A 25,095-nucleotide genomic window follows, 5' to 3' on the forward strand; every position below is an offset into this window, starting at 1 on the left:
GGCCGCCAACGGCACCGGGTGAGGGATCGGGTGTTACGGCAGTGCGGCGACCACCGACAGCTCGACGAGGATTTCCGGTTCGCACAGCTTGGCTTCGACGGTGGCGCGGGCCGGCGCGACGCCCTTGGGCAGCCACTTGTCCCATACCGCGTTCATGCCCTGAAAGTGCGCGTCGATGTCCTTGAGGTAAATGGTCACCGACAACAGGCGGCTCTTGTCGGTGCCTGCCAGGTCCAGCAGGCGCTCGATATTGCCCAGGGTTTCACGGGTTTGCTGTTCAATCCCGGCATTCATGTCGTCACCCACCTGGCCCGCGAGATAGACGGTGCCGTTATGGGTGACGATCTGGCTCATGCGCTCATTGGTGAGCTGGCGCTGGACTGACATGCTTGGCAGGCTCCTGGTGTTTTCCGTAGCGAGAGATATCGAGGCCTTCGGCACTGATCTGCGGCTTCTTGCGCGCAATCAGGTCGGCCAACAGGCGACCGGAACCGCAGGCCATGGTCCAGCCCAGGGTGCCGTGACCGGTGTTGAGGAACAGGTTACGGAACGGTGTGGCACCGACGATCGGCGTACCGTCCGGGGTGGTCGGGCGCAGGCCGGTCCAGAAACTGGCCTGGCTCAGGTCGCCGCCACGAGGATAAAGGTCATTGACGATCATCTCCAGGGTTTCGCGCCGACGCGGATTCAGCGACAGGTCAAAACCGGCGATTTCAGCCATGCCGCCAACGCGGATGCGGTTGTCGAAACGGGTGATCGCGACCTTGTAGGTTTCGTCGAGAATGGTCGAAGTCGGCGCCATGCCCGGGTCGGTGATCGGCACGGTCAGCGAGTAGCCTTTGAGCGGGTAGACCGGGGCCTTGATGCCCAGCGGCTTGAGCAACTGCGGCGAGTAGCTGCCCAAGGCCAGCACGTAGCGGTCGGCGGTTTCCAGCTTGCCGTCGATCCAGACACCATTGATGCGGTCACCGGCGTAGTCCAGGCGCTGAATGTCCTGGCCAAAGCGGAACTCGACACCCAGCTTGATCGCCATTTCCGCCAGGCGGGTAGTGAACAGCTGGCAGTCGCCGGTCTGGTCGTTGGGCAGGCGCAGGGCACCGGCGAGGATATCGGTGACATTGGCCAGGGCCGGTTCGACGCGGGCAATACCTTCGCGGTCGAGCACCTCGTAAGGCACACCGGACTGTTCGAGGACGGCGATATCCTTGGCGGCGTTGTCCAGTTGCGCCTGGGTGCGGAACAGTTGAGTCGTACCAAGGGTGCGGCCTTCGTAGGCAATACCGGTTTCGGCACGCAGCTCGTCGAGGCAGTCACGGCTGTACTCGGACAGGCGTACCATGCGCTCCTTGTTCACCGCATAACGATTGGCGGTGCAGTTGCGCAGCATTTGCGCCATCCACAGGTACTGGTCGATGTCGGCGGTGGCTTTGATGGCCAGCGGTGCGTGGCGCTCGAGCAGCCACTTGATGGCCTTGAGCGGCACACCCGGGGCAGCCCAGGGCGATGCGTAACCAGGCGAGACCTGGCCGGCGTTGGCAAAGCTGGTTTCCATGGCGACTGCCGGTTGACGGTCGACCACGACGACCTCGAACCCTTGCCGTGCCAGATAGTAGGCACTGGCGGTTCCGATCACACCGCTACCAAGCACCAGAACTCGCATGTTTATTACCCTCGACGCAGCGTACCGCTGACATTTGTTGTTAATGGCGTAGATGCGCGCAGTATAGGAAGGTATGACCAGTGCTTTTCACTGTATAAAAGCCTATATTTGGCGAGAATTCTCGGCAAGGTTGGCTTTTACGGAGGGGCATCCACTATGAGAACCCAGCACCAAAGCAAACGTGAACTGGACAAGATCGACCGCAATATCCTGCGCATCCTGCAGGCAGATGGACGTATCTCGTTCACTGAACTGGGCGAAAAGGTCGGCCTGTCGACCACCCCCTGCACCGAGCGGGTCCGGCGCCTGGAGCGCGAAGGGATCATCATGGGCTACAACGCCCGGCTCAATCCGCAGCACTTGAAGGGCAGCCTGCTGGTGTTCGTCGAGATCAGCCTGGACTACAAGTCGGGCGACACCTTCGAGGAGTTCCGACGTGCCGTGCTGAAATTGCCCCATGTACTGGAATGCCACCTGGTGTCCGGCGACTTCGATTACCTGGTCAAGGCGCGGATTTCCGAGATGGCGTCCTACCGCAAACTGCTGGGTGACATTCTGCTCAAGCTGCCGCATGTGCGCGAGTCGAAGAGCTACATCGTCATGGAAGAAGTGAAGGAAAGCCTCAACCTGCCCATTCCGGACTGAGGCTCAGACCAGCACCTGGCGGGTGCTGGCGATGTACTGGTGCACCAGCTTCTCGGCCTGCGGATCGATCATCTGGGCCGGAGCACGGCCATTGGGGCATGGCAGCTTCGGCGTGGTGCCAAACAAGCGACAAATCAGCGGCCGCTCTTCGTACACCGTGCAGCCGTTGGGGCCCAGGTGCACGCAGTTGAGTTCCGCCAGTGCAGCTTCCTGCTCGGCGGCGCTCTTGCGCGGCAGGCGGGCCATTTCTTCCGACGAGGTGGTTACCGGCCCGCAGCAATCGTGACAGCCGGGCACGCACTCAAAGGACGGGATCTGCTCGCGCAGGAAGCGGATCTTGTGGCTGTTGCAACTCATGGTGGCCTGCGGCAAAGAAGTGGGGCGCTCTATTTTGCCCTACGGTTGCCCAGCCCTGAAAGCGCAGCTTATCCTGCGTAAAATTTTCCACACACTCAGAACCAGGACAATGCCATGCACGCCGGCGTTCCGCACACTGCTTCCTACTACGCTGCAAGCAGCGCCCCACAGGTGGATCATCCACCGCTGCAGGGCGAGCTGAGCTGTGATGTCTGCGTGGTGGGCGGTGGCTTTTCCGGGCTGAACACCGCCATCGAGCTGGCCGAGCGCGGCCTCAATGTGGTGCTGCTGGAGGCACACAAAATTGGCTGGGGCGCCAGCGGGCGCAATGGCGGGCAGCTGATTCGCGGGGTCGGCCACGGCCTTGAGCAATTCACCCCGATTCTGGGCAGCGACGGCGTGCGCGAACTCAAGCTGATGGGACTGGAAGCGGTGGACATCGTCCGCGAGCGCATCGAGCGCCATGCCATCGACTGCGACCTGACCTGGGGCTACTGCGACCTGGCCAACAAGCCCCGCGACCTACAGGGTTTTGCCGAAGACGCCGAAGAGCTGCGTGGCCTCGGCTACCGCCATGAACTGCGCCTGGTGCAGCCGGAGCAGATGCACAGCGTAGTGGGCTCGGACCGCTATGTCGGCGGCTTGATCGACATGGGTTCAGGGCACCTGCATCCGCTCAATCTCGCCTTGGGCGAAGCGCTTGTGGCCAGCAAGCTGGGGGTACGCCTGTTCGAGCAGTCAACGGTGAACCGCATCGACTATGGCCCACAGGTACGCGTACAGACCGCGCAAGGATCGGTGCTGGCCAGCACCCTGGTACTGGGTTGCAACGCCTACCTCAATGACCTGAATGCCGAACTCGGTGGCAAAGTACTGCCTGCCGGCAGCTACATCATCGCCACCGAGCCCCTGAGCGAGGCTCAGGCTAACCAGCTGCTACCGCAAAACATGGCCGTGTGCGACCAACGCGTGGCCCTGGACTATTATCGCCTGTCAGCCGATCGCCGATTGCTGTTCGGTGGCGCCTGCCACTACTCCGGGCGTGATCCTCAAGACATCGCGGCCTACATGCGGCCGAAGATGCTCAAGGTATTCCCGCAGCTTGCCGACGTGAGCATCGATTACCAGTGGGGCGGGATGATCGGCATCGGTGCCAACCGCTTGCCACAGATCGGCCGCCTGCCCGGCCAGCCCAACGTGTACTTCGCCCAGGCCTACTCCGGCCATGGCCTCAATGCCACTCACCTGGCCGGCAGGTTGCTCGGCGAAGCCATCAGCGGCCAGCACAGCGGGCGTTTCGACCTGTTCGCCCAGGTGCCGCACATTACCTTCCCGGGCGGCAAGCACCTGCGCTCGCCGCTGCTGGCCCTGGGCATGCTCTGGCACCGGCTCAAAGAGCTGGTCTAGGACCGCCAGAAGGGTTTGAGCCCCTCTTCGCGCGCCTGCGCGCGGGTCAGCCCAACGTCGCGCAGCTGTTCGGCGTCCAGCTCAAGCAGCGCCCTGCGAGTATGCCAACGGTGCAACATCAGGCCCCAGCGACTGAGGCCAGCCGGTGCGCTGAACAGCCGGGCACGCTGCTCGCGGCTCAATTCTTCGGCGTACAGTTTCAGGCGTACATCGCTCATGCCGCTCATTGCTCGTTACCTCCAGGTTGTGTGAACCGTGGAGCAAGCATGCGCGCGCGGGCAAAACCATTACAGATCCAAAGACTGGCTATTATTCCCATACAGAATTGGCATATTTCCTACTGAATGCAGTAATTTTCCCTAATCTGTATTGGTCACTCGCTGCAACTGTCTTTCGGAGTATGCCATGACGCTGTACATCAACCTGGCCGAGCTGCTCGGCGCCCGTATCGAACAAGGCTTGTACCGCCCCGGTGATCGCCTGCCCTCGGTGCGCGCCCTGAGTGTCGAGCACGGCGTCAGCCTGAGCACCGTGCAGCAGGCCTACCGCTTGCTCGAAGACAACGGCCTGGCCGCGCCACGGCCAAAGTCCGGCTACTTCGTACCCCACAGCCGTAGCCTGCCCGCCTTGCCGGAAGTCAGCCGCCCGGCTCAGCGCCCGGTGGATATTTCCCAGTGGGAGCAAGTGATCGAGCTGATCCGCAGCGTCCCCAGCAAGGATGTGGTGCAACTGGGCCGCGGCATGCCCGATATCAATAGCCCGACCCTCAAGCCACTGCTGCGCAGCCTGGCTCAACTGAGCAGGCGCCAGGACATGCCCGGCCTGTACTACGACACCATTTCCGGCACCCAGGCCCTGCGCGAACAGATCGCCCGGCTGATGCTCGACTCTGGCTGCACCGTCAGCCCCAGCGAGCTGGTCGTGACCACCGGCTGCCACGAAGCGCTGTCGACCAGCATCCGCGCGGTGTGCCAGCCAGGCGATATCGTCGCAGTGGAATCACCGAGCTTTCATGGTGCCATGCAGACCCTCAAGGGCCTGGGCATGAAAGCGCTGGAAATCCCCACCGATCCGCTCACCGGGATCAGCCTCGAAGCCCTGGAGCTGGCCCTGGAGCAATGGCCGATCAAGCTCATCCAGATCACCCCGAGCTGCAACAACCCGCTCGGCTACATCATGCCCGAGGCGCGCAAGAAGGCTTTGCTGACCTTGGCGCAACGCTTCGACGTAGCGATCCTCGAAGACGATGTGTATGGCGACCTTGCCTACACCTACCCCAGACCACGGACCATCAAGTCGTTCGACGAAGACGGCCGGGTACTGCTCTGCAGCTCCTTCTCCAAGACCCTCGCCCCGGGCCTGCGGATCGGCTGGGTCGCTCCCGGGCGCTACCTTGAACGGGTGCTGCACATGAAGTACATCAGCACCGGTTGCACCGCCACCCAGCCACAATTGGCCATCGCCGATTTCATCGAGGGCGGTCATTACCAGCCGCACTTGCGGCGCATGCGCAGCCAGTATCAGCGCGGACGCGACCAGATGAGCGATTGGGTGACCCGCTATTTTCCACCAGGCACTCGCGCCAGCCGGCCTCAGGGTGGCTTCATGCTGTGGGTCGAACTGCCGGAAAGTTTCGACACGTTGCGCCTGAACCGGGCTTTACTTGGGCAAGGGGTGCAGATTGCCATTGGCAGTATTTTCTCGGCCTCGGGCAAGTACCGTAACTGCCTGCGGATGAACTTCGCTGCGCGCCCCAGCGCCGAGATCGAAGCGGCAGTGCGCAAGGTCGGCGAGACCGCCATTCGTCTACTGGCCGAGGAACATAGCGACAAGTAACGTTGCCCCGACGCTTGCGGCCCCTATCCATACATCTCAGTTGTAACAGGACGAATTTTGTTGAAAAGCCAGCGGGTGCTGCCACTTCTGCTGTCGCTACTGCTCGGCCTGGGGGGCTGTGCCAGTGTCAACCAGCCACGGGAAGTCAGCCAGGCCCTGCCGGCCAGCGATTCGGCCTTCGGCCGCTCGGTACAGCGCCAGGCCTCGGCCTACGACGGACGCTCCGGATTTCGCCTGCTGCCCAATAGCAACGAAGCCTTTCTCGCCCGCGCCGAACTGATCCGCAACGCTCAGTCGAGCATCGACCTGCAGTACTACATCGTCCACGACGGCCTCAGTACCCGCATCCTGGTGCATGAACTGTTGCAAGCGGCCGACCACGGTGTGCGCGTGCGCGTTCTGCTCGATGACACTACCAGCGACGGCCTGGACGAACTGATGGGCACACTGGCGGCCCATCGCAATATCCAGATTCGCGTCTTCAACCCCTTGCACCTGGGCCGCAGCACCGGCATGACCCGCGCCATGGGCCGGTTGTTCAACCTGTCGTTGCAGCATCGACGCATGCACAACAAGCTGTGGCTGGTGGACAACAGCATGGCCATCGTCGGCGGACGCAACCTGGGCGATGAGTATTTCGATGCCGAGCCTAACCTGAACTTCACCGACATCGACCTGCTTGGGGTCGGCCCGGTCGCCGAACAGTTGGGGCACAGCTTCGACCAGTACTGGAACAGTGCGCTGAGCAAGCCGATCGGCGATTTTCTGTTTACCCAGCCCGACGCCAACGACCTGCGCGACAGCCGCCAGCGCCTGGAGGCGTCACTGGCTGAGGCGCGGATCAAGCGCAAGGCTCTGTACGATCGGCTGATGGCCTATCAAACCCGGCCACGCCTGGATGTCTGGCACAACGAGTTGATCTGGGCCCACAACCAGGCACTCTGGGACGCACCAAGCAAGGTCCTGGCCCGTGATGAACCCGACCCGCGCTTGCTGATGACCCAACAGCTGGCCCCGGACTTGAACAATGTGCAGCACGAATTGATCCTGGTCTCGGCCTACTTCGTGCCCCGCGAGTCTGGCCTGCTGTACCTGACCAGCCATGCCGACAAGGGCGTATCGGTGAAGTTGCTGACCAACTCCCTGGAAGCCACCGATGTACCGGCCGTGCACGGCGGCTACGCACCCTATCGCAAGGCACTGCTGGAACATGGCGTGCATTTGTATGAGCTGCGCCGCCAGCCCGGCGATCGCAGCGGCCGGCGCGGCTTGGGCTTTCACGGTAGCTCCGACTCCAGCCTGCACAGCAAGGCGATTGTCTTCGATCGCAAAAAGACCTTTATTGGTTCGTTCAATTTCGACCCGCGCTCGGTGCTGTGGAACACCGAGGTTGGCGTACTGGTCGACAGCCCGGAGCTGGCCGAATACACCCGCGAGCTGGCGGCCCAGGGCATGGCCCCGGCCCTCAGCTATCAGCCGCAACTGATCGATGGCCAGTTGGTGTGGATCACCGAAGACAACCACCACCTGCACACCCTGACCACCGAGCCCGGCGGTTTGTGGCGGCGCTTCAACGCCTGGGTCAGCAAGGCGGTGGGCCTGGAAAAGATGCTCTAGACCGGCGCCGGCTCGAAAGCATTGGGCCGCCGCGCGAGCAACACCAGGCCCAAAGCACCGATCGCCATGAACAACGGCAGCGCGTGCCCGCTGAGCCACTGGCTGCCCGCCCCTGCCGCCAGCGGCCCGATCAGGCAACCAATGCCCCACAGTTGCGCAACATGGGCATTGGCGCGCACCAGGGCATCGTCGCGGTAGCGCTCGCCAATCAGCACCAGCGACAAGGTGAACAGGCCCCCGGCGCTGGCTCCGAACAGCACCCACAACGGCCAGATCAGCGGCGTTTGCAGCAGCAGCGGAATCGCCAGGCTCGACGCCAGCAGGGTCAAGGCACAGCCACTGAACAAGGTACGCCGCGACATGCGGTCGGCCAGCGCGCCAATCGGCAATTGCAACAGCGCATCACCGACCACTACGGCACTGACCATGAACAGGGCGATTTCGGTGGTGAAGCCCTGCTGCAGACAGTAGACCGGCAGCAAGGTCAGAATCATTGCCTCGAACGCGGCAAACAGGGCAATAGCCCAGGCAATCACCGGCAAGCGTCGGCAGAAGCCGAACAGGTCGGCGAAGGTCACGCTGCAGGCGTCGGCGCTGGGCGCCCCATCACGGCCGAGCAGCACCAGCGGCGCAGCAATCAACAGGCCAGCACCGATCCAGAACCCTAGGTCGTCTTCCGAGCCCACCACGCCGAGCAATAGCGGACCGGCCAGTTGGCTCAAGGCATAACTGCTGCCGTACAGCGCCACCAGACGCCCGCGCCACTGCTCGACCACCAGTTGATTGATCCAGCTTTCGCCAAGGATGAAGACGATGGTGAGGATCACCCCGATCAACAAGCGCAGGGCCAGCCATAACGGGTAGCTGGGCAGCAACGCCAGCAGGCCGATGGAAAACGCCCCCGCCCACAGGCACAGGCGCATCAGCCCCGGCGTACCAAAGCGCGCGGCCAGACGGCTGGACAGGCTGGCGCCGATCAAAACGCCGATGGCCGGCATCGCGGCCATTACACCGATGGCAAAGCTGCCGTAACCCCAGCCTTCCAGGCGCAACGACACCAGTGGCATGCTGACGCCCAGGGCCAGACCGACACTGAGCACGGCCGCCAGCACGGCGAAATAGGTTCCCCAACGCACGCTTTTTTCCTCCAGAAACAGTCGCGGGACAAGCCCGCTCCCACACTACGGTGGGAGCGGGCTTGTCCCGCGATAAGGGCACCCAGGTCTTACAGCTTGATCCAGGTCGCTTTCAGCTCGGTGTACTTGTCCAGCGCATGCAGCGACTTGTCACGGCCGTTGCCCGACTGTTTGAAGCCGCCGAACGGCGCGGTCATGTCGCCGCCATCATACTGGTTGACCCACACGCTACCGGCACGCAAGGCCTTGGCGGTCAGGTGTGCCTTGGAGATGTCGGCGGTCCAGACACCGGCAGCCAGGCCGTACGGCGTGTCGTTGGCGATGTTGATCGCCTCTTCGGTGGAGTCAAAGGTGATGACCGACAGTACCGGGCCGAAGATTTCTTCCTGAGCGATCTTCATGGCATTGGTCACGCCGTCGAAGATGGTCGGCTCAACGTAAGTGCCGCCGGTTTCTTCAAGAATGCGCTTGCCGCCTACCAACAGCTTGGCGCCGTCACTGTGACCGGCTTCGATGTAGGACAGCACGGTGTTCATCTGCTGGGTGTCGACCAGCGCACCCACGGTGGTGGCAGGGTCAAGCGGATTGCCCGGCTTCCAGGCCTTCAGTGCTTCTAGCACCAGCGGCAGGAATTTGTCCTTGATCGAACGCTCGACCAGCAGGCGCGAACCTGCGGTGCAGACTTCGCCCTGGTTGAAGGCGATGGCACTGGCGGCCGCTTCGGCGGCGGCGTTGAGATCCGGAGCGTCAGCAAAGACGATGTTCGGGCTCTTGCCGCCGGCTTCCAGCCAAACGCGCTTCATGTTCGACTCGCCGGCGTAGATCATCAGTTGCTTGGCGATCTTGGTCGAACCGGTGAACACCAGGGTATCGACGTCCATGTGCAGGGCCAGGGCCTTGCCGACGGTGTGGCCATAACCTGGCAGCACGTTCAGCACACCAGCAGGAATACCGGCTTCGATGGCCAGCTGGGCGATGCGGATGGCGGTCAGCGGCGATTTTTCCGAAGGCTTGAGTACCACCGAGTTACCGGTCGCCAGGGCCGGGCCGAGTTTCCAGCAGGCCATCAGCAACGGGAAGTTCCAAGGCACGATGGCAGCAACCACACCCACAGGTTCGCGGGTCACCAGGCCCAGCTGGTTGTGCGGGGTAGCGGCGACTTCGTCGTAGATCTTGTCGATCGCTTCACCGTTCCAGCTCAGGGCCTGAGCGGCACCTGGCACGTCGATGTTCAGCGAGTCGCTGATCGGCTTGCCCATGTCCAGGGTTTCCAGCAGCGCCAGCTCCTCGACGTTCTGCTTGAGCAGGCCGGCGAAACGGATCATGGTGGCTTTACGCTTGGCCGGGGCCAGACGCGACCAGACGCCGGAGGCGAAGGTGGCGCGGGCGTTTTCCACAGCGCGCTTGGCATCGGCCTCGTCGCAGCTGGCGATCTGCGCCAGGAGGCGTCCGTCGACCGGGCTGAGGCACTCGAACGTCGCGCCGGAGACGGCAGCGGTGTATTCACCATTGATGAAGGCACGGCCTTCGATCTTCAGTTGCTGGGCACGCTGGTCCCAATCCGCACGAGTCAGGGTGGTCATACGAAACTCCTCCTCTTGTTAAGGTGCAGGGCCGCACGAGAGTTTGACGGCACTGTCGAAAATTCTGGCTGAGCGACACAGGCGCACAGGCACCTGTCACCCTAAACCACCGGCGCCCTAGTTTTCAATATATTTGACAGAATCACGACAAACACCTACTGATGTTCATTTTATTAAACAACAAAAAGGGGACCCGACCATGAATATTGCCCAGATCATCGACTTCGCCCAGGTGCTGACCGAAGCGGAACGCTATCGCCCCGCCGCAGAAAAGGTACTCAAGGGCGATCCCGAACAGGCGGTGTACAACCACTACTCCAGCCCATGCTCGCAGTTTCATGCTGGCGTCTGGGAGGGTGCCGTCGGGCAATGGACCGTCAATTACACCGAACACGAGTACTGCGAGATCGTTCAAGGCGTCTCGGTGCTGCGTGATGAAGCAGGCGGCGCGAAAACCCTGCGGGCCGGTGATCGCTTCGTGATTCCAGCGGGCTTCAAGGGCACCTGGGAAGTGCTGGAGCCGTGCCGCAAGATCTATGTGATGTTCGAGCAAAAAGCCGGTTAAGGTCTATCCCCCGCTCCTGCAGGCATAAAAAAAGGGCCCGTATCCTGAGATACGGGCCCTTTTTTCGTCAGCCGGATCAATTACTTGATCTTGGCTTCCTTGTAGATCACGTGCTTGCGAACAACCGGATCGAATTTTTTGATTTCGATTTTGTCCGGAGTGGTGCGCTTGTTCTTGTCGGTGGTGTAGAAGTGGCCGGTATTAGCGGTCGACACCAGACGGATCAATTCACGCATGATTCTCTCCCTTAGACCTTAGCGCCGTTACGGCGAATGTCGACCAGAACGGCATCGATGCCGCGCTTGTCGATGATGCGCATGCCTTTGGCAGAGACGCGCAGACGCACGAAACGCTTCTCGGACTCGACCCAGAAGCGATGATGCTGCAGGTTCGGCAGGAAACGACGACGGGTTTTGTTATTCGCGTGGGAAATGTTATTCCCGGTTACCGGACCCTTACCGGTAACTTGACAGACTCTCGACATGCCTCAGCCCTCTAAAACCACATGCCCAACCCGGCATGGGTTGGCCGCTTAATCTCTCAGTCTTTGGCGCCAGGCGCCGTGTTTCTTCAGGGTCTTATCGACTCGCTCAGCAAATGCGACAAGCCGAGCCCCTAGAAAAGAGCGCTGCTTTATACCAGAAAGACCAGAGCACAACAACAGAAGATGTGCTTTGACGTGCTGTTCGACACGCCGGAGCAGCATAACCACTGGCCCGGCAAGCTGTCGACCGCTCGTCGCCAGGTGGCTAAAAAAGGAGATGGTCATTTGCCTCCCGGCACACTAGGGTAGGACTTTTCCAGACTGCACTGGCAGATGGGCCACCGATCAGCCAAGGAATCCCCATGCGTGCTGCCGTTTTACCCCTGTTGTTCGCCACCCTGCTCGGCCCGGCTTTCGCCCAGGCGGCTGCGCTGAGCGTGTGCACTGAAGCCAGTCCCGAAGGTTTCGACGTGGTCCAGTACAATTCGCTGACCACCACCAATGCTTCGGCCGACGTGCTGATGAACCGCCTGGTCGAGTTCGACGCGCGCGAGGGCCAAGTGGTGAAGAGCCTGGCTGAAAGCTGGACGGTGTCGCCGGACGGCCTGGTCTACGAGTTCAAGTTGCGCCCGGAGGTGAAATTCCACAGCACCGGCTACTTCAAGCCCACTCGCACCCTGGATGCCGACGACGTGCTGTTCAGCTTCCAGCGCATGCTTTATCCCGCGCACTCCTGGCACAAGATCGCCCAGAGCGGCTACCCGCACGCCCAGTCGCTGCAGTTGCCCAGCCTGATCAAGCAGATCGATGCGCTCGATCCGCTGACCGTGCGCTTTACCCTCGACCACCCCGACGCCACCTTCCTGGCCACCCTGAGCATGGGCTTTGCCTCGATCTACTCCGCCGAATACGCCGACCAACTGCTCAAGGCCGGCACTCCGGAGAAGCTCAACAGCCAGCCGATCGGTACCGGGCCGTTTGTGTTCAACCGTTTCCAGAAGGACGCGGTGATCCGCTACCGGGCCAACCCGGACTACTTTGCCGGCAAGCCGGGTGTCGATCCGTTGATCTTCGCCATCACCCCCGATGCCAACGTGCGCCTGCAAAAACTCAAGCGCGACGAGTGCCAGATCGCCTTGTCGCCCAAGCCGCTAGACATCGCCGCCGCGAGCGAAGATTCGGCACTGAAGGTAGAAAAGACTGAAGCCTTCATGACTGCATTCGTCGCTATTAATAGCCAGCATGCACCGTTGGACAAGCCCGAGGTGCGTCAAGCCATCAACCTGGCGTTCGACAAGCCCAGCTACCTCAAAGCGGTGTTTGAAGACACTGCCGTTGCCGCCAATGGCCCCTACCCGCCCAACACCTGGAGCTACGCCAAGGATCTGCCGGGCTACCCCGCCGACCTGGACAAAGCCAAAGCCCTGTTAGGCAAGGCTGGCCTCAAAGACGGCTTCAACACCACAATCTGGACCCGCCCGCAGGGCAGCCTGCTCAATCCCAACCCCAGCCTTGGTGCGCAATTGCTGCAGGCGGACCTGGGCAAGATCGGCATCAAGGCCGAGATCCGTGTGATCGAATGGGGTGAGCTGATCCGTCGGGCCAAGGCTGGCGAACATGACCTGCTGTTCATGGGTTGGGCCGGCGACAACGGCGACCCGGACAACTTCCTCAGCCCGCAGTTTTCCTGCGCGGCGGTCAAGTCCGGGACCAACTTCGCCCGCTACTGCGATCAGCGTCTGGACCAGTTGATCAGCGCCGGCAAGACCACCACCGACCAGAGCGTGCGTAGCCGCCTGTACCAGCAGGCCCAGACGCTGATCCAGCAACAGGCCTTGTGGTTGCCCCTGGCCCACCCGACTGCCGCCGTACTGACGCGCAAGGAGGTCCAGGGTTATCAGGTCAGCCCGTTCGGTCGCCAGGACTTTGCCGGGGTCCACACCTTGCGCTAGAGCCAGCCATGCTCGGCCATCGACAGCGGTTCGCCGTCGCCGATGACGAAATGGTCGAGCACGCGCACTTCGATCATCTCCAGCGCCTTGGTCAGGCGCCGGGTCAGCGAAAGGTCTGCATCGCTGGGCTCGCTCACCCCTGAGGGGTGGTTGTGGCAGAGGATCAACGCCGCAGCATTGTGTGCCAGGGCACGCTTGATGACCTGACGCGGATAGACACTGGTGCTGTTGATCGACCCCTGAAACAGCGCCTCGAACGCCAGCACCCGATGCTTGCTGTCGAGGAACAGGCAGCCAAACACTTCGTGCGGCTCGTGGCGCAGACGAGCTTTGAGGTAGTCCTTGACCGCCTGCGGGCTCTGCAAGGCTGAATCACGCCGCAGACGTTCAGCCAGATGGCGCCGGGACATTTCCAGTACAGCCTGCAACTGGGCGAACTTGGCCGGACCCAGCCCAAGCTCACCATTGAAGCTGCGGCTGTCAGCCTCAAGCAAGCCACGCAGGCCACCGAAGCGTCCGAGCAAATGCCTGGCCAGGTCGACCGCGCTACGCCCACGCACGCCGGTACGCAAAAAGATCGCCAGCAGCTCGGCATCCGACAGGCTACCCGCTCCCGATTCCAGCAGTTTTTCACGCGGCCGCTCCGCCGCAGGCCAATCCCTGATACTCATGACAATTCCCTCTGTCTTGCGGTTACTGCTCCCGGTTTGAGCCCTGTGCTACATTAGCCGCTCATTTTTACGCGACGAACCGGCCTGGGGAGGCGTCGTCGCCGCGTGTAATCACTGAGCAAAAGGCAAGCCTATGCAGCGGCTGTATCGGAAGCGCATCGTTCTCGGCGTCGGCGGCGGCATTGCCGCCTACAAAAGTGCCGAGCTGGTTCGCCGACTCCTGGAACACGGCGCCCAAGTGCGCGTCGTCATGACCCGGGGCGGGGCTGAGTTCATCACCCCGCTGACCATGCAGGCCCTGTCCGGCCACCCGGTGCACATGGATCTATTGGACCCTGCTGCCGAAGCGGCGATGGGCCATATCGAGCTGGCCAAGTGGGCCGACCTGGTGCTGATTGCCCCAGCCACCGCCGACCTGCTCGCGCGCCTGGCCCAAGGTGTCGCCGACGACCTGCTGACCACCCTGGTGCTGGCCACCGACGCCACCGTGGCCGTGGCCCCGGCGATGAACCAGGCGATGTGGCGCGACCCGGCCACCCAGGCCAACCTTGAACTGCTGCAAAGCCGCGATATCCAGGTGTTCGGCCCGGCCTCCGGCAGCCAGGCCTGTGGCGACGTGGGCCTGGGCCGCATGCTCGAAGCCACTGACCTGGCCTGGTGCGCCGCCGAGACCTTCAAGCGCGAGTCGCTGACCGGCAAGCACGTGCTGATTACTGCCGGCCCGACCCAGGAAAACATCGACCCGGTGCGCTACATCACCAACCACAGCTCGGGGAAAATGGGCTTTGCCCTCGCCGAAGCGGCGGTGGAAGCCGGCGCCAAGGTAACCCTGGTCACTGGCCCGGTGAGCCTGCCAACGCCCGATCGCGTTACCCGCATCGACGTGGTCAGCGCTCGCGACATGCTCGCCGCCTGTGAAGCCGCCATCCCTTGCGATGTGTTTATCGCCTCGGCTGCGGTCGCAGACTACCGCCCAGAGGTTGTCGCCCCGCAAAAACTCAAGAAAGACCCTACGACAGGTGACGGCCTGCTGCTGCAGATGGTCCGCAATCCGGACATTCTCGCCAGTATTTCCACCCGCCCTGACCGCCCATTCAGCGTCGGCTTCGCCGCCGAGACCGAACACCTGCTCGATTACGCCGCGCGCAAGCTCAAGGACAAGAACCTCGACCTGATTGTCGCCAACGATGTGGCCAACCCCAGCATCGGCTTCAACAGCGAGGAGAACGCCTGCAGCGTCATCGACCGCCAACTTCAAGCAACTGTTTTCGCGCAGACCAGCAAAGGCAAGATCGCCCGCCAGCTGGTAGCTTTCATCGCCGAACGTCTCAACCAGGTTTAATTTCGCATGCACGCCCTACAAGCCAAGATTCTCGATCCACGCATCGGCAGCGACTTTCCGCTGCCACAGTACGCCACCCCGGGCTCGGCCGGCCTCGACCTGCGCGCCATGCTCACGGAGGACACCGTCCTGGAGCCTGGCCAGACCCTGCTGATCCCCACCGGCCTGTCGGTATACATCGGTGATCCGGGTCTCGCCGCGCTGATCCTGCCGCGCTCGGGCCTGGGCCATAAACACGGTATCGTCCTTGGCAACCTGGTCGGCCTGATCGACTCCGATTACCAGGGCGAGCTGATGGTCTCCTGCTGGAACCGTGGCCAGACGCCATTCACCATCGCCATAGGCGAACGCATCGCACAACTGGTGCTGGTGCCGGTGGTGCAGGCACATTTCGACATCGTCGAAGCCTTCGATGAAAGCCAGCGTGGCGCTGGCGGCTTTGGTCATTCCGGCAGCCATTGATCCATCGGTTGCCCAGCGTGAGCCAAGGATGGCGAACTCTCTGGCGAAATGGCCGTCAAAGCGTTCAGTTTGAGCCTGCCCTGCACGCCCTCTAAATTGGAGCTCCCCAGAGATGAACGACATGGCACACCTGGTACCCGCACTGCCTGCCAGCATCTTCCGCGCCTACGATATCCGTGGCGTGGTCGGTGACACCCTGACCGCCGAAACCGCCTACTGGATCGGTCGCGCCATCGGTGCACAAACCCTCGCCCTGGGTGAACCGAACATCTCGGTCGGCCGTGACGGCCGCCTGTCCGGGCCCATGCTGGTCGAACAACTGATCAAGGGCCTGATCGAAGCCGGCTGCAAGGTCAGCGACGTTGGCCTGGTACCGACTCCCGCCTTGTACTACGCCGCCAACGTTTTGGCCGGCAAGTCCGGGGTCATGCTCACCGGTAGCCACAACCCACCCAACTACAACGGCTTCAAGATCGTCATCGCTGGCGACACCCTGGCCAACGAGCAGATCCAGGCGCTGCTGACCCGCCTGCAGACCAACGACCTGAGCCATGGTGAAGGCAGCGTCGAGAAGGTCGAAATCCTCGAGCGTTACTTCAAGCAGATCACCGGTGATATCAAGCTGGCGAAAAAGCTCAAAGTGGTCGTCGACTGCGGCAACGGGGCGGCTGGCGTCATTGCCCCGCAACTGATCGAAGCCCTGGGCTGCGAGATGATCCCGCTGTTCTGCGAGGTCGACGGCAACTTCCCCAACCATCACCCGGACCCGGGCAAGCCCGAAAACCTGGTCGACCTGATCGCCAAGGTCAAGGAAACCGGCGCCGACCTGGGCCTGGCCTTCGACGGTGATGGCGACCGTGTCGGCGTGGTCACCAACACCGGCAGCATCGTCTACCCCGACCGCCTGCTGATGCTGTTCGCCCAGGATGTCCTGGCGCGCAACCCCGGGGCCGAAATCATCTTCGACGTCAAATGCACCCGTCGCCTGACCCCATTGATCGAGCAATACGGCGGTCGCGCGCTAATGTGGAAGACCGGTCATTCGTTGATCAAGAAGAAGATGAAACAGACCGGTGCCCTGCTCGCAGGCGAGATGAGCGGTCACATCTTCATCAAGGAACGCTGGTACGGTTTTGACGACGGTATCTACAGCGCTGCGCGACTGCTAGAGATCCTCAGCCAGGCCAAAACCGATGCTGAGCAGCTGTTTGCGGCGTTCCCGAACGATATTTCCACGCCGGAAATCAATATTGATGTGACCGACGAGGGTAAATTCAGCATCATTGATGCACTGCAACGCGATGCCGACTGGGGCAACGACGCCAACCTGACCACCATTGATGGTGTGCGGGTCGACTACCCCCACGGCTGGGGCCTGGTTCGCGCCTCCAACACCACGCCGGTGCTGGTATTGCGCTTCGAGGCCGACAATGACGCCGAACTGCAGCGTATCAAAGAGGTATTTCGCGCCCAGCTGAAGCGCGTTGCCCCTGACCTGCAACCCACGTTCTGACCGACTTTCTGTTCCAACTGGAGCCCTGCATGACCCTCGATCGCGATGCCGCCACCCATGTCGCCCAGGTTTTGTCCGAAGCGCTGCCTTACATTCGCCGCTTTGTCGGCAAGACCCTGGTGATCAAATACGGCGGCAACGCGATGGAGAGCGAAGAGCTCAAAACCGGTTTTGCCCGCGATGTGGTGCTGATGAAAGCGGTCGGCATCAACCCGGTGGTCGTGCACGGTGGCGGCCCACAGATCGGTGACCTGCTCAAACGCCTGTCGATCGAGAGCCGCTTCGTCGACGGCATGCGTGTCACCGACGCGCAAACCATGGACGTGGTCGAGATGGTTCTCGGCGGCCAGGTCAACAAGGACATCGTCAACCTGATCAACCGCCATGGCGGTAGCGCCATCGGCCTGACCGGCAAGGACGCGGAGCTGATTCGTGCGAAAAAGCTCACCGTCACCCGCCAGACCCCGGAGATGACCACCCCGGAAATCATCGACATCGGCCACGTTGGCGAAGTGGTCGGGGTTAACACCGACCTGCTCAACATGCTGGTCAAAGGCGACTTCATTCCGGTGATCGCACCGATTGGCGTCGGTGCCAATGGCGAGTCGTACAACATCAACGCTGACCTGGTAGCAGGCAAGGTGGCTGAAGCACTGAAGGCTGAAAAGCTGATGCTACTGACCAACATCGCCGGCCTGATGGACAAGCAAGGCACCGTGCTCACCGGCCTGACCACCGAGCAGGTCAACGAACTGATCGCCGATGGCACCATCTACGGCGGCATGCTGCCGAAGATCCGCTGCGCACTGGAAGCTGTGCAAGGCGGGGTCAACAGCTCGCACATCATCGATGGCCGGGTACCGAATGCGGTGCTGCTGGAGATCTTCACCGACAGCGGTGTGGGCACACTGATCACCAATCACAAGCCGCATTAATTCCTGTGGGCGCGGGCTTGCCCCGCGATGAGGCACAAAAAAGGCGACCCTCGGTCGCCTTTTTATTTGCCTCAGATACCGTACTGCGCCCGGTAGGCCTCGACGGCCGGCAAGTGCTGCTTGAGTGCCGGGTCGTCGGCGAGGAACTCCAGCACCTGGTTCAGCGAGACGATGCTCACCACCGGAATGCCGAAGTCACGCTCCACTTCCTGGATTGCCGACAGCTCGCCGTTGCCGCGCTCCTGGCGGTTCAACGCGATCAGTACGCCGGCAGCCTTGGCTTGCTGGCCCTGGATGATCTGCATGACTTCGCGGATGGCCGTGCCAGCGGTGATCACGTCGTCGATGATCAGTACGTCGCCGGTCAGCGCTGCGCCGACCAGGCTGCCGCCCTCACCGTGGGCCTTGGCCTCCTTGCGGTTGAAGCACCACGGCAGGTCGAGGTCATGGTGCTCGGCCAGGGCCACTGCAGTGGCCGCCGCCAGGGGGATACCCTTGTAGGCCGGGCCGAACAGCACGTCGAAGGGGATCTTGCTGTCGACGATCGCCGCAGCATAGAAACGCCCGAGCTGAGCCAGGGCCGAACCGCTGTTGAACAGGCCGGCATTGAAAAAGTACGGGCTGGTGCGCCCGGACTTGAGGGTGAATTCACCGAAGCGCAGAACCCCGCGGTCGATGGCAAAACGAATGAAGTCGCGCTGATACGGCTGCATGAGGAGTCCCGGATACCACGGATTTAGCTAATTGAGTACAGCTCGGGTATCATACACGCACGAGATTTTTGGGGCCATTTATGCGGATCATCAGTGTGAACGTTAATGGCATTCAGGCAGCAGTCGAGCGTGGTTTGCTCAGCTGGCTACAAGCCCAGAATGCTGACGTCATCTGCCTTCAGGATACCCGCGCCTCGGCCTTTGAACTCGACGACCCAGCTTTCCAGCTCGATGGCTACTTCCTTTATGCCTGCGACGCAGAAGTTCCCGCCCAAGGCGGCGTGGCACTTTATTCGCGATTGCAGCCCAAGGCAGTCATCAGCGGCCTGGGCTTCGAGACAGCCGATCGCTACGGACGTTACCTGCAGGCCGATTTCGACAAGGTAAGTATTGCAACACTGTTGCTACCTTCGGGAATGAACGGCGATGAAGACTTGAACCAGAAGTTCAAGTTGATGGACGACTTCGCCAAGTACCTGGACAAACAACGGCGCAAGCGCCGTGAATACATCTATTGCGGCTCGTTGTACGTGGCGCAGCAGAAGCTCGACGTCAAGAACTGGCGCGATGGCCAGCAGTCTCCAGGCTTCCTGGCGCCGGAACGCGCCTGGATGGACGAGATTGTCGGCAACATGGGTTATGTCGATGCCCTGCGCGAAGTCAGCCGTGAAGGCGACCAGTACAGCTGGTGGCCGGATAACGAACAGGCCGAGATGCTCAACCTGGGCTGGCGTTTCGATTACCAGTTGCTGACCCCGGGCCTGCGCCGCTTTGTGCGTAGCGCACGCCTGCCCCGCCAACCGCGCTTCTCCCAACACGCGCCGTTGATCGTGGACTACGACTGGACGCTGACGATCTGATTCGCTCAGCCACAAAAAAGCCGACGTCATCGTCGGCTTTTTTGTGGCTGTCACTTTTAGCTGATCATTATTTGATCGGCCGCCAGGTCAGCGGGTAACGGTACGGCAGGCCGTCGTTGGCTTTGACCCCGGCCATGATGGTCAGGATCAGCACCGCAACCATCAGTATGCCCAACAGTACAACGCCAACCAGCACGAACATCAGTAGCGCGCAAATGATCCCGGCGATGAACACGGTGATCTGGAAATTCAACGCTTCCTTGCCCTGGGCGTCGACGAATGGGTCGACGTCTTTCTTCCAGATCCACATCACCAACGGCCCGAGCAGGCTGCCGAAGGGGAAGAACAGACCCAACAACCCGGACAGATGGCAAAACATCGCCCACTGCCGAACTTCGGCGCTGGGGTTAGGCAACTGCAATGGCTGCTCGGTCATGCTGCGCTCCTTGCCTGGATTGAATCAATCGGCCAACGAGGCCTTCTGCAGCTCGAACAGGTCGGCCATGCCTTTTTGCGCCAGTGCCAGCATGGCATTGAGCTCTTCAGGCTGGAAGGGTGCGCCTTCGGCAGTGCCCTGCACTTCGATGAAACCACCCTGACTGGTCATGACCACGTTCAGGTCGGTCTCGGCGGCCGAGTCTTCGAGGTAGTCCAGGTCCAGTACTGGCTGGCCCTGGTACATGCCCACCGAAACTGCGGCGATCATATGCTTGAGCGGGTCACCGCCCTTCAGGCCGCCACGCTTCTTGACCACGCGCAGGGCGTCGACCAGGGCCACCATGGCGCCGGTGATCGATGCGGTGCGGGTGCCGCCGTCGGCCTGGATCACGTCGCAGTCGACGTACAGGGTGATGTCGCCCAGCTTGCTCATGTCGAGCGCGGCGCGCAGGGAGCGGCCGATCAGGCGCTGGATCTCGAGGGTACGACCGCCTTGCTTGCCACGGCTGGCTTCGCGCTGGTTACGCTCGCCAGTGGAGCGCGGCAGCATGCCGTACTCGGCGGTCAACCAACCCTGGCCCTGGCCCTTGAGGAAGCGCGGGACACCATTCTCGACACTGACGGTGCAGATGACTTTGGTGTCACCGAACTCGACCAGTACTGACCCCTCGGCGTGTTTGGTGTAGTTGCGGGTGATGCGGATCGAGCGGAGCTGATCGGCAACGCGACCACTTGGACGTTTCATTTGGGATACCTGTACTGGACTTGAATCTGCCCCGCATTATAGAGCGCGCCGGGCAATGAAGACACGCCTATTGTCGCAAGCCCCGAAACAGGCGGCCCAGGGGCGTTGGTCGGGTTTTTCCGGGAACACCCTGACTGTTTGTAACATCAGTGGATTGGGAGCCAGCGCCGCACTGCGCTACAATCTTGCGCCTTCAGCCGCTTGGCTTTCCTTCATCTATTGCGCGAGGTACTTCCCATGGTGCACAGCATGACCGCTTTTGCTCGTGTCGAGCGCGCCGGTAGCCAGGGCACCCTCATCTGGGAACTGCGCTCGGTCAATCATCGCTACCTGGAGCCGCACCTGCGCCTGCCCGAGGCCTTCCGCGACCTCGAAGGCGCCGTGCGCGAAAGCCTGCGCCAGGGCCTGTCGCGGGGCAAGGTCGAATGCACCCTGCGCTTCAACGAAGAACACAACGGCAAGGCCCTGCAGGTCGACCGCGAGCGCGCCGCGCAACTGGTCGCCGCTGCCGAGACAGTGGCCAGCCTGATCAAGCAGCCGGCACCGCTCAACCCACTGGAAGTGCTGGCCTGGCCGGGTGTTCTGGTGGCCGATGCCGCCGACCCGCAGGCGCTCAACAGCGAGGCCATGGCCCTGTTCGAAGAGGCCCTGAACGATCTGAAAAACGGCCGCAACCGTGAAGGCGGCGAGCTGGCCCGGCTGATCAACGAACGTCTGGACAACATGGCCAGCGAGGTCACCACCTTGCGCGCCCTGGTACCGCAGATGCTTGCAGCCCAACGGCAGAAGATCCTCGACCGCTTCAGCGACATGCAGGCCGAACTCGACCCGCAGCGCCTGGAACAGGAGATGGTCCTGCTTGCGCAAAAAAGCGACGTAGCCGAAGAGCTCGACCGCTTGAGCACCCACGTCACCGAAGTACGCCGAGTGCTCAAGTCCGGCGGCGCAGCCGGGCGGCGCCTGGACTTCCTGATGCAGGAACTCAACCGCGAAGCCAACACCCTGGGCTCCAAAGCCTTCGACCCACGCAGCACCCAGTCCGCGGTCAACCTCAAGGTACTGATCGAGCAGATGCGTGAACAAGTACAGAACATTGAGTAAGGCCACCCCGACCATGAATCACAGCAGCGGCACCCTCTACATCGTTTCGGCGCCTTCAGGCGCCGGCAAGACCAGCCTGGTCAAGGCCCTGATCGATGCTGACAACAGCATCCAGGTATCGGTTTCGCACACCACCCGGGCCATGCGCCCGGGCGAAGTGCACGGCGTGAACTACCACTTCGTTGAACACACCGAATTCAAGCTGATGATCGAGCAAGGCGACTTCCTCGAGCAGGCCGAGGTCTTCGGTAACTTCTACGGTACCTCGCGCAGCGCCCTGCAGCAGGTGCTCGACCAGGGCCACGACCTGATCCTGGAAATCGACTGGCAAGGCGCCCAGCAGGTGCGCAAGCTGATGCCTGAGGCATGTTCGGTGTTCATCCTGCCGCCGACCCAGGAAGCCCTGCACCAGCGCCTGACCAACCGTGGCCAGGACAGCGACGAGATCATCGAAGGACGGATGCGTGAAGCGGTCAGCGAGATGAGTCACTACGACGAGTATGACTTCGTCATCATCAACGATGACTTCGCCACGGCACTGGAAGACCTCAAGGCGGTGTTCCGCGCCAATCGCCTGCGCAAGGCCAACCAGCAGCAGCGTCATGGCCAACTGCTCAAGCAATTGCTTGCCTGAGCAACCCGCCGCTCCAGCCGCTTAGCGGCGGCTGGAGACCGTGGCGTGACGGTGCAGGGTCATGCCCAGGAAGAACGCCGGCGCACGCAGGCGCGACAGCATCATCAGCACCAGGCCGAGGATGGTGATGATCATTGCGATCACGAACACCAGGCCCAACCCACCCACATGCGAACCGCTGCCAAACGATGGCGAAGCGCTGTCGATGGCCGTCTGCAGGAAGATCACCGAGAGGATGCCGCCACCGAGCAGCGGGCACAGGCCACGCAACAGGAAGTGCCGCACGCTATCAAACAGGCTGTGCCGGAAGTACCAGACACAGGCGTAGGCGGTCAGCGAATAGTAGAAGCAGATCATCATGCCCAGGGCAGTAATGGTGTCAGCCAGAACGTTCTCGCTCAGGGTACGCATGGTCACGTAGAACACCCCTGCGGCCATACCGGCGCAGATGGTGGCGTAGCGCGGGGTTTTCGAGCGCGGGCAGACGCTGGCAAAGCGCTCAGGCACGGCGCCGTAGTAACCCATGGCCAGCAGCGTACGCGCCGGCGACACGAAGGTGGATTGCAGCGAGGCGGCGGTACTGGCCAGCACGGCGATCGACATCAGGATTGCCAGGGGGCCCATGACGGGACCTGCCAGGTGAGCGAAGACGTTTTCCTGGATGCGCGGGTTGTTCAGGCCCAGGCCGATGTCACCGATACCGGCAAATTGCAGGGTGGCGATTGCCGTGACCAGGTACAGGCCGAGAATCAGCAACACGGTAAGGGTGGCCGCACGGCCAGGGGTATCACCGCTGCCCACCGACTCTTCGCTGATGCTCAGGCACACGTCCCAGCCCCAGAAGATGAAGATCGACAGCGACAGGCCGGCGGTAAAGGCCGAGAACGACTCAACACCGAAAGGGTTGAACCAGTCCAGGTCGAATTCCAGCGGCGGCGTCACCGACGACTCGCCAAACGCGGCCATGGCAAAACCCACCAGCACCACCAGTTGCAACGCCACCAGGCCGTACTGCACGGTCATGGTCGTGGCAATGCCACGACAGCAGATCCACACTGCCATGGCGATGAACACGCAACAGGTGACGACGTTGATCAACAGGTTGTCGCTCAGCGCAGCCACCTCATGGCTGCCGGTGATCTGCCCAAGGAATAGATAGAAGAAGTCAACGGCCACCCCGGCCAGGTTGGACAACACGATGGTGGTCGCAGTGACCAGCCCCCAGCCGCCGATCCAGCCGATCATCGGGCCAAAGGCACGCGCCGACCAGGTAAAGGAAGTACCGCTGTCCGGCTCGGCCGCATTCAGCTCGCGGTAACCCAGGGCCACCAGCAGCATTGGCAGGAAGCCAACGATGAATACCGCCGGCAGGTGAGCCCCGACTTCACGCACGGTCGGACCCAGCGCGCCGGTCAGGGTGTAGACCGGGGCGATGGTGGAAATGCCCAGCACGATGCTGGCCAGCAGTCCGAGCCGGCCCTTGGCCAGCCCCTTGGATCGCCCGCCCTCACCTGGGGACAGGCCTGCTTTGTGTTCACTCATGAGTAGTTGCCGCCAATATTGGTATTGTTTTTCAGGACACCCCTCAGGGCGTCCGCTTTCACTCACTGAAACCTGTTGCGTGGTACTTCAAGCCCGGATCAACCGGCTGACCTCATAGACTCTTCTCCCGCTGCTGCTGGCTCGCGGCACGGGCCAGGCAAGCCTCGCGGAACGCCTGAAACAGGTGCAGCGACACCGGGTTGTCGGCAAAGCGGTACTCGGGGTGCCACTGCACACCGACCACAAAGCCTGGGGCGTCATCCATCGACACCGCCTCGATCAGCCCATCGGGGGCCAATGCTTCGGCCCGCAGGCCCTCAGCCAGGCGATCGATACCCTGGCTGTGCAGCGAATTGACCATGAAGCTTTCGTCCATCCCCAGGCGCTCGAACAGCCCGCCGGGCTGGACAGTGACCAGGTGACGGGGGCTGTATTGTTCTTCCAGCGGGGCATCCTGCGGCTCGCGATGATCCAGGTAACCAGGCAGTTCCTGCACCCGCTGGTGCAAGGTGCCGCCAAGGGCCACATTGAGTTCCTGGAATCCACGGCAGATGCACAACACTGGCACGCCGTCGGCAATCGCCGCCTGCAGCAGTGGCAGGGTCAGCCGATCACGAAACACATCGTGCCGGGTTCCTTCCACGCTGGGGGCGCCATTGTAATGATGCGGCTCGACATTTGAAGGCGAACCGGTAAAAAGAATGCCATCGAGGCGCTCTAAAACACGGCTCGGGTCACTGGGCTCGGCCCGTGCCGGGAGGATCAGCGGGATCCCGGCAAAGCCTGCGGCCTCGACATATTTGTCGCCAACGGTGTGCGAGGAGTTCTTGCCCAACTGCTGGCGGCAAGCGGAAACGCCAATCAAAGGCGGCAGTGCAGCGGTAGTTTGCATGGGTT

Annotated in this window: 26 protein-coding genes and 1 pseudogene; 13 read left to right on the forward strand and 14 right to left on the reverse strand. The window is 62.0% G+C overall.

What is annotated here, in order from left to right:
• Nucleotides 1-33: 33 nt before the first annotated feature.
• Nucleotides 34-387, reverse strand: coding sequence for a RidA family protein (locus M5G17_RS20705; RefSeq protein ID WP_273894768.1), 354 nt, complete (start codon nucleotides 385-387; stop codon nucleotides 34-36).
• The gene (gene dadA / locus M5G17_RS20710; RefSeq protein WP_273894769.1) at nucleotides 359-1,660 is read right to left on the reverse strand and encodes a D-amino acid dehydrogenase; all 1,302 of its coding nucleotides are present in this window, start codon (nucleotides 1,658-1,660) and stop codon (nucleotides 359-361) included. Before dadA ends, M5G17_RS20705 begins: the two co-directional genes overlap by 29 nt.
• A 156-nt stretch (nucleotides 1,661-1,816) precedes the next feature.
• Here dadA and dadR point away from each other — a divergent pair, with 156 nt between their 5' ends.
• Entirely contained in the window at nucleotides 1,817-2,305 is a 489-nt protein-coding gene (gene dadR / locus M5G17_RS20715) for a transcriptional regulator DadR (RefSeq protein ID WP_008366790.1), read from the forward strand.
• 3 nt (nucleotides 2,306-2,308) lie between these two features.
• Here dadR and M5G17_RS20720 read toward each other — a convergent pair whose 3' ends face one another.
• Nucleotides 2,309-2,662, reverse strand: a complete 354-nt coding sequence (locus M5G17_RS20720) for a YkgJ family cysteine cluster protein (protein ID WP_130262014.1) — start codon at nucleotides 2,660-2,662, stop codon at nucleotides 2,309-2,311.
• Nucleotides 2,663-2,776: 114 nt separating this feature from the next.
• Between M5G17_RS20720 and M5G17_RS20725 the strand changes: the two genes are divergently transcribed.
• Nucleotides 2,777-4,069 carry an NAD(P)/FAD-dependent oxidoreductase gene (locus tag M5G17_RS20725; protein ID WP_273894770.1) on the forward strand — a complete coding sequence of 431 codons (1,293 nt, stop codon included), beginning with the start codon at nucleotides 2,777-2,779 and terminating at the stop codon, nucleotides 4,067-4,069.
• Here the strand turns inward: M5G17_RS20725 and M5G17_RS20730 are convergent.
• Nucleotides 4,066-4,296, reverse strand: a complete 231-nt coding sequence (locus tag M5G17_RS20730) for a DUF1127 domain-containing protein (protein WP_273894771.1) — start codon at nucleotides 4,294-4,296, stop codon at nucleotides 4,066-4,068. The genes M5G17_RS20725 and M5G17_RS20730 overlap by 4 nt on opposite strands.
• Nucleotides 4,297-4,474: 178 nt before the next feature.
• On the opposite strand from M5G17_RS20730, the gene M5G17_RS20735 reads away from it, so the two are divergent.
• Both M5G17_RS20735 and M5G17_RS20740 read left to right on the forward strand, forming a co-directional pair.
• On the forward strand, nucleotides 4,475-5,905 hold the full coding sequence (locus tag M5G17_RS20735) for an aminotransferase-like domain-containing protein (RefSeq protein ID WP_273894772.1): 1,431 nt from the start codon (nucleotides 4,475-4,477) through the stop codon (nucleotides 5,903-5,905).
• 60 nt (nucleotides 5,906-5,965) lie between these two features.
• Nucleotides 5,966-7,522, forward strand: a complete 1,557-nt coding sequence (locus M5G17_RS20740; RefSeq protein WP_273894773.1) for a phospholipase D family protein — start codon at nucleotides 5,966-5,968, stop codon at nucleotides 7,520-7,522.
• Here M5G17_RS20740 and M5G17_RS20745 read toward each other — a convergent pair.
• Together M5G17_RS20745 and M5G17_RS20750 are read right to left on the reverse strand one after the other, a co-directional pair.
• Nucleotides 7,519-8,658: an MFS transporter gene (locus tag M5G17_RS20745; RefSeq protein ID WP_273894774.1), complete on the reverse strand. Its 1,140-nt coding sequence runs from the start codon at nucleotides 8,656-8,658 to the stop codon at nucleotides 7,519-7,521. The genes M5G17_RS20740 and M5G17_RS20745 overlap by 4 nt on opposite strands.
• Nucleotides 8,659-8,747: 89 nt before the next feature.
• On the reverse strand, nucleotides 8,748-10,241 hold the full coding sequence (locus tag M5G17_RS20750; RefSeq protein WP_130262020.1) for an aldehyde dehydrogenase: 1,494 nt from the start codon (nucleotides 10,239-10,241) through the stop codon (nucleotides 8,748-8,750).
• A gap of 199 nt (nucleotides 10,242-10,440) precedes the next feature.
• Between M5G17_RS20750 and M5G17_RS20755 the strand changes: the two genes are divergently transcribed.
• Nucleotides 10,441-10,806 carry a cupin domain-containing protein gene (locus M5G17_RS20755; protein ID WP_273894775.1) on the forward strand — a complete coding sequence of 122 codons (366 nt, stop codon included), beginning with the start codon at nucleotides 10,441-10,443 and terminating at the stop codon, nucleotides 10,804-10,806.
• Between the two features lie 80 nt (nucleotides 10,807-10,886).
• Here the strand turns inward: M5G17_RS20755 and rpmG are convergent, their stop codons facing one another.
• On the reverse strand, nucleotides 10,887-11,042 hold the full coding sequence (rpmG, locus tag M5G17_RS20760) for a 50S ribosomal protein L33 (protein ID WP_010225867.1): 156 nt from the start codon (nucleotides 11,040-11,042) through the stop codon (nucleotides 10,887-10,889).
• Between the two features lie 11 nt (nucleotides 11,043-11,053).
• Entirely contained in the window at nucleotides 11,054-11,290 is a 237-nt protein-coding gene (rpmB, locus tag M5G17_RS20765) for a 50S ribosomal protein L28 (RefSeq protein ID WP_010225868.1), read from the reverse strand.
• Between the two features lie 362 nt (nucleotides 11,291-11,652).
• Here rpmB and M5G17_RS20770 point away from each other — a divergent pair, with 362 nt between their 5' ends.
• Nucleotides 11,653-13,242 (forward strand): ABC transporter substrate-binding protein, encoded by a 1,590-nt coding sequence (locus M5G17_RS20770; RefSeq protein WP_273894776.1) that lies wholly within the window; start codon nucleotides 11,653-11,655, stop codon nucleotides 13,240-13,242.
• On the opposite strand, the gene radC is transcribed toward M5G17_RS20770, so the two are convergent.
• Complete coding sequence (gene radC, locus M5G17_RS20775) at nucleotides 13,239-13,913, reverse strand: RadC family protein (protein ID WP_273894777.1); 675 nt, start codon at nucleotides 13,911-13,913, stop codon at nucleotides 13,239-13,241. The genes M5G17_RS20770 and radC overlap by 4 nt on opposite strands.
• A gap of 133 nt (nucleotides 13,914-14,046) precedes the next feature.
• Here radC and coaBC point away from each other — a divergent pair, with 133 nt between their 5' ends.
• The 4 genes and pseudogenes from coaBC to argB all read left to right on the forward strand — a co-directional run bounded on the left by coaBC (nucleotide 14,047) and on the right by argB (nucleotide 18,165).
• Complete coding sequence (gene coaBC, locus M5G17_RS20780; RefSeq protein ID WP_273894778.1) at nucleotides 14,047-15,255, forward strand: bifunctional phosphopantothenoylcysteine decarboxylase/phosphopantothenate--cysteine ligase CoaBC; 1,209 nt, start codon at nucleotides 14,047-14,049, stop codon at nucleotides 15,253-15,255.
• Nucleotides 15,256-15,261: 6 nt separating this feature from the next.
• Complete coding sequence (gene dut / locus M5G17_RS20785; RefSeq protein WP_273894779.1) at nucleotides 15,262-15,717, forward strand: dUTP diphosphatase; 456 nt, start codon at nucleotides 15,262-15,264, stop codon at nucleotides 15,715-15,717.
• A gap of 136 nt (nucleotides 15,718-15,853) precedes the next feature.
• Nucleotides 15,854-17,230: pseudogene (locus M5G17_RS20790) on the forward strand (phosphomannomutase/phosphoglucomutase); the annotation flags it as partial.
• A gap of 29 nt (nucleotides 17,231-17,259) precedes the next feature.
• Nucleotides 17,260-18,165: an acetylglutamate kinase gene (gene argB / locus M5G17_RS20795; protein WP_273894781.1), complete on the forward strand. Its 906-nt coding sequence runs from the start codon at nucleotides 17,260-17,262 to the stop codon at nucleotides 18,163-18,165.
• 71 nt (nucleotides 18,166-18,236) lie between these two features.
• On the opposite strand, the gene pyrE is transcribed toward argB, so the two are convergent.
• On the reverse strand, nucleotides 18,237-18,878 hold the full coding sequence (pyrE, locus tag M5G17_RS20800; RefSeq protein ID WP_273894782.1) for an orotate phosphoribosyltransferase: 642 nt from the start codon (nucleotides 18,876-18,878) through the stop codon (nucleotides 18,237-18,239).
• Nucleotides 18,879-18,958: 80 nt separating this feature from the next.
• On the opposite strand from pyrE, the gene M5G17_RS20805 reads away from it, so the two are divergent.
• Entirely contained in the window at nucleotides 18,959-19,738 is a 780-nt protein-coding gene (locus M5G17_RS20805; protein WP_010225880.1) for an exodeoxyribonuclease III, read from the forward strand.
• 67 nt (nucleotides 19,739-19,805) lie between these two features.
• Here the strand turns inward: M5G17_RS20805 and M5G17_RS20810 are convergent, their stop codons facing one another.
• Nucleotides 19,806-20,174: a DUF4870 domain-containing protein gene (locus tag M5G17_RS20810; RefSeq protein ID WP_130262030.1), complete on the reverse strand. Its 369-nt coding sequence runs from the start codon at nucleotides 20,172-20,174 to the stop codon at nucleotides 19,806-19,808.
• A gap of 24 nt (nucleotides 20,175-20,198) precedes the next feature.
• Nucleotides 20,199-20,921, reverse strand: a complete 723-nt coding sequence (rph, locus tag M5G17_RS20815) for a ribonuclease PH (protein ID WP_130262031.1) — start codon at nucleotides 20,919-20,921, stop codon at nucleotides 20,199-20,201.
• Between the two features lie 237 nt (nucleotides 20,922-21,158).
• Here rph and M5G17_RS20820 point away from each other — a divergent pair, with 237 nt between their 5' ends.
• On the forward strand, nucleotides 21,159-22,022 hold the full coding sequence (locus M5G17_RS20820) for a YicC/YloC family endoribonuclease (RefSeq protein ID WP_273894783.1): 864 nt from the start codon (nucleotides 21,159-21,161) through the stop codon (nucleotides 22,020-22,022).
• Nucleotides 22,023-22,035: 13 nt separating this feature from the next.
• Nucleotides 22,036-22,656 (forward strand): guanylate kinase, encoded by a 621-nt coding sequence (gmk, locus tag M5G17_RS20825; protein ID WP_273894784.1) that lies wholly within the window; start codon nucleotides 22,036-22,038, stop codon nucleotides 22,654-22,656.
• 21 nt (nucleotides 22,657-22,677) lie between these two features.
• On the opposite strand, the gene M5G17_RS20830 is transcribed toward gmk, so the two are convergent.
• Both M5G17_RS20830 and M5G17_RS20835 read right to left on the reverse strand, forming a co-directional pair.
• Nucleotides 22,678-24,198, reverse strand: coding sequence for an APC family permease (locus M5G17_RS20830; protein WP_130262034.1), 1,521 nt, complete (start codon nucleotides 24,196-24,198; stop codon nucleotides 22,678-22,680).
• 112 nt (nucleotides 24,199-24,310) lie between these two features.
• Complete coding sequence (locus M5G17_RS20835) at nucleotides 24,311-25,090, reverse strand: gamma-glutamyl-gamma-aminobutyrate hydrolase family protein (protein WP_273894786.1); 780 nt, start codon at nucleotides 25,088-25,090, stop codon at nucleotides 24,311-24,313.
• Between the last annotated feature and the right edge of the window lie 5 nt (nucleotides 25,091-25,095).

It is taken from the genome of Pseudomonas rubra (genome assembly GCF_028656935.1).
In the GTDB taxonomy this organism is placed as follows: domain Bacteria; phylum Pseudomonadota; class Gammaproteobacteria; order Pseudomonadales; family Pseudomonadaceae; genus Aquipseudomonas; species Aquipseudomonas rubra.

Excerpts from the sequence above, each read along its gene's own strand:
- M5G17_RS20705 (WP_273894768.1), bottom strand. The coding sequence starts at position 387 with ATGTCAGTCCAGCGCCAGCTCACCAATGAGCGCATGAGCCAGATCGTC.
- dadA (WP_273894769.1), bottom strand. The coding sequence starts at position 1,660 with ATGCGAGTTCTGGTGCTTGGTAGCGGTGTGATCGGAACCGCCAGTGCC.
- dadR (WP_008366790.1), top strand. The coding sequence starts at position 1,817 with ATGAGAACCCAGCACCAAAGCAAACGTGAACTGGACAAGATCGACCGC.
- M5G17_RS20720 (WP_130262014.1), bottom strand. The coding sequence starts at position 2,662 with ATGAGTTGCAACAGCCACAAGATCCGCTTCCTGCGCGAGCAGATCCCG.
- M5G17_RS20725 (WP_273894770.1), top strand. The coding sequence starts at position 2,777 with ATGCACGCCGGCGTTCCGCACACTGCTTCCTACTACGCTGCAAGCAGC.
- M5G17_RS20730 (WP_273894771.1), bottom strand. The coding sequence starts at position 4,296 with ATGAGCGGCATGAGCGATGTACGCCTGAAACTGTACGCCGAAGAATTG.
- M5G17_RS20735 (WP_273894772.1), top strand. The coding sequence starts at position 4,475 with ATGACGCTGTACATCAACCTGGCCGAGCTGCTCGGCGCCCGTATCGAA.
- M5G17_RS20750 (WP_130262020.1), bottom strand. The coding sequence starts at position 10,241 with ATGACCACCCTGACTCGTGCGGATTGGGACCAGCGTGCCCAGCAACTG.
- M5G17_RS20755 (WP_273894775.1), top strand. The coding sequence starts at position 10,441 with ATGAATATTGCCCAGATCATCGACTTCGCCCAGGTGCTGACCGAAGCG.
- rpmG (WP_010225867.1), bottom strand. The coding sequence starts at position 11,042 with ATGCGTGAATTGATCCGTCTGGTGTCGACCGCTAATACCGGCCACTTC.
- rpmB (WP_010225868.1), bottom strand. The coding sequence starts at position 11,290 with ATGTCGAGAGTCTGTCAAGTTACCGGTAAGGGTCCGGTAACCGGGAAT.
- M5G17_RS20770 (WP_273894776.1), top strand. The coding sequence starts at position 11,653 with ATGCGTGCTGCCGTTTTACCCCTGTTGTTCGCCACCCTGCTCGGCCCG.
- radC (WP_273894777.1), bottom strand. The coding sequence starts at position 13,913 with ATGAGTATCAGGGATTGGCCTGCGGCGGAGCGGCCGCGTGAAAAACTG.
- coaBC (WP_273894778.1), top strand. The coding sequence starts at position 14,047 with ATGCAGCGGCTGTATCGGAAGCGCATCGTTCTCGGCGTCGGCGGCGGC.
- dut (WP_273894779.1), top strand. The coding sequence starts at position 15,262 with ATGCACGCCCTACAAGCCAAGATTCTCGATCCACGCATCGGCAGCGAC.
- argB (WP_273894781.1), top strand. The coding sequence starts at position 17,260 with ATGACCCTCGATCGCGATGCCGCCACCCATGTCGCCCAGGTTTTGTCC.
- pyrE (WP_273894782.1), bottom strand. The coding sequence starts at position 18,878 with ATGCAGCCGTATCAGCGCGACTTCATTCGTTTTGCCATCGACCGCGGG.
- M5G17_RS20805 (WP_010225880.1), top strand. The coding sequence starts at position 18,959 with ATGCGGATCATCAGTGTGAACGTTAATGGCATTCAGGCAGCAGTCGAG.
- M5G17_RS20810 (WP_130262030.1), bottom strand. The coding sequence starts at position 20,174 with ATGACCGAGCAGCCATTGCAGTTGCCTAACCCCAGCGCCGAAGTTCGG.
- rph (WP_130262031.1), bottom strand. The coding sequence starts at position 20,921 with ATGAAACGTCCAAGTGGTCGCGTTGCCGATCAGCTCCGCTCGATCCGC.
- M5G17_RS20820 (WP_273894783.1), top strand. The coding sequence starts at position 21,159 with ATGGTGCACAGCATGACCGCTTTTGCTCGTGTCGAGCGCGCCGGTAGC.
- gmk (WP_273894784.1), top strand. The coding sequence starts at position 22,036 with ATGAATCACAGCAGCGGCACCCTCTACATCGTTTCGGCGCCTTCAGGC.
- M5G17_RS20830 (WP_130262034.1), bottom strand. The coding sequence starts at position 24,198 with ATGAGTGAACACAAAGCAGGCCTGTCCCCAGGTGAGGGCGGGCGATCC.
- M5G17_RS20835 (WP_273894786.1), bottom strand. The coding sequence starts at position 25,090 with ATGCAAACTACCGCTGCACTGCCGCCTTTGATTGGCGTTTCCGCTTGC.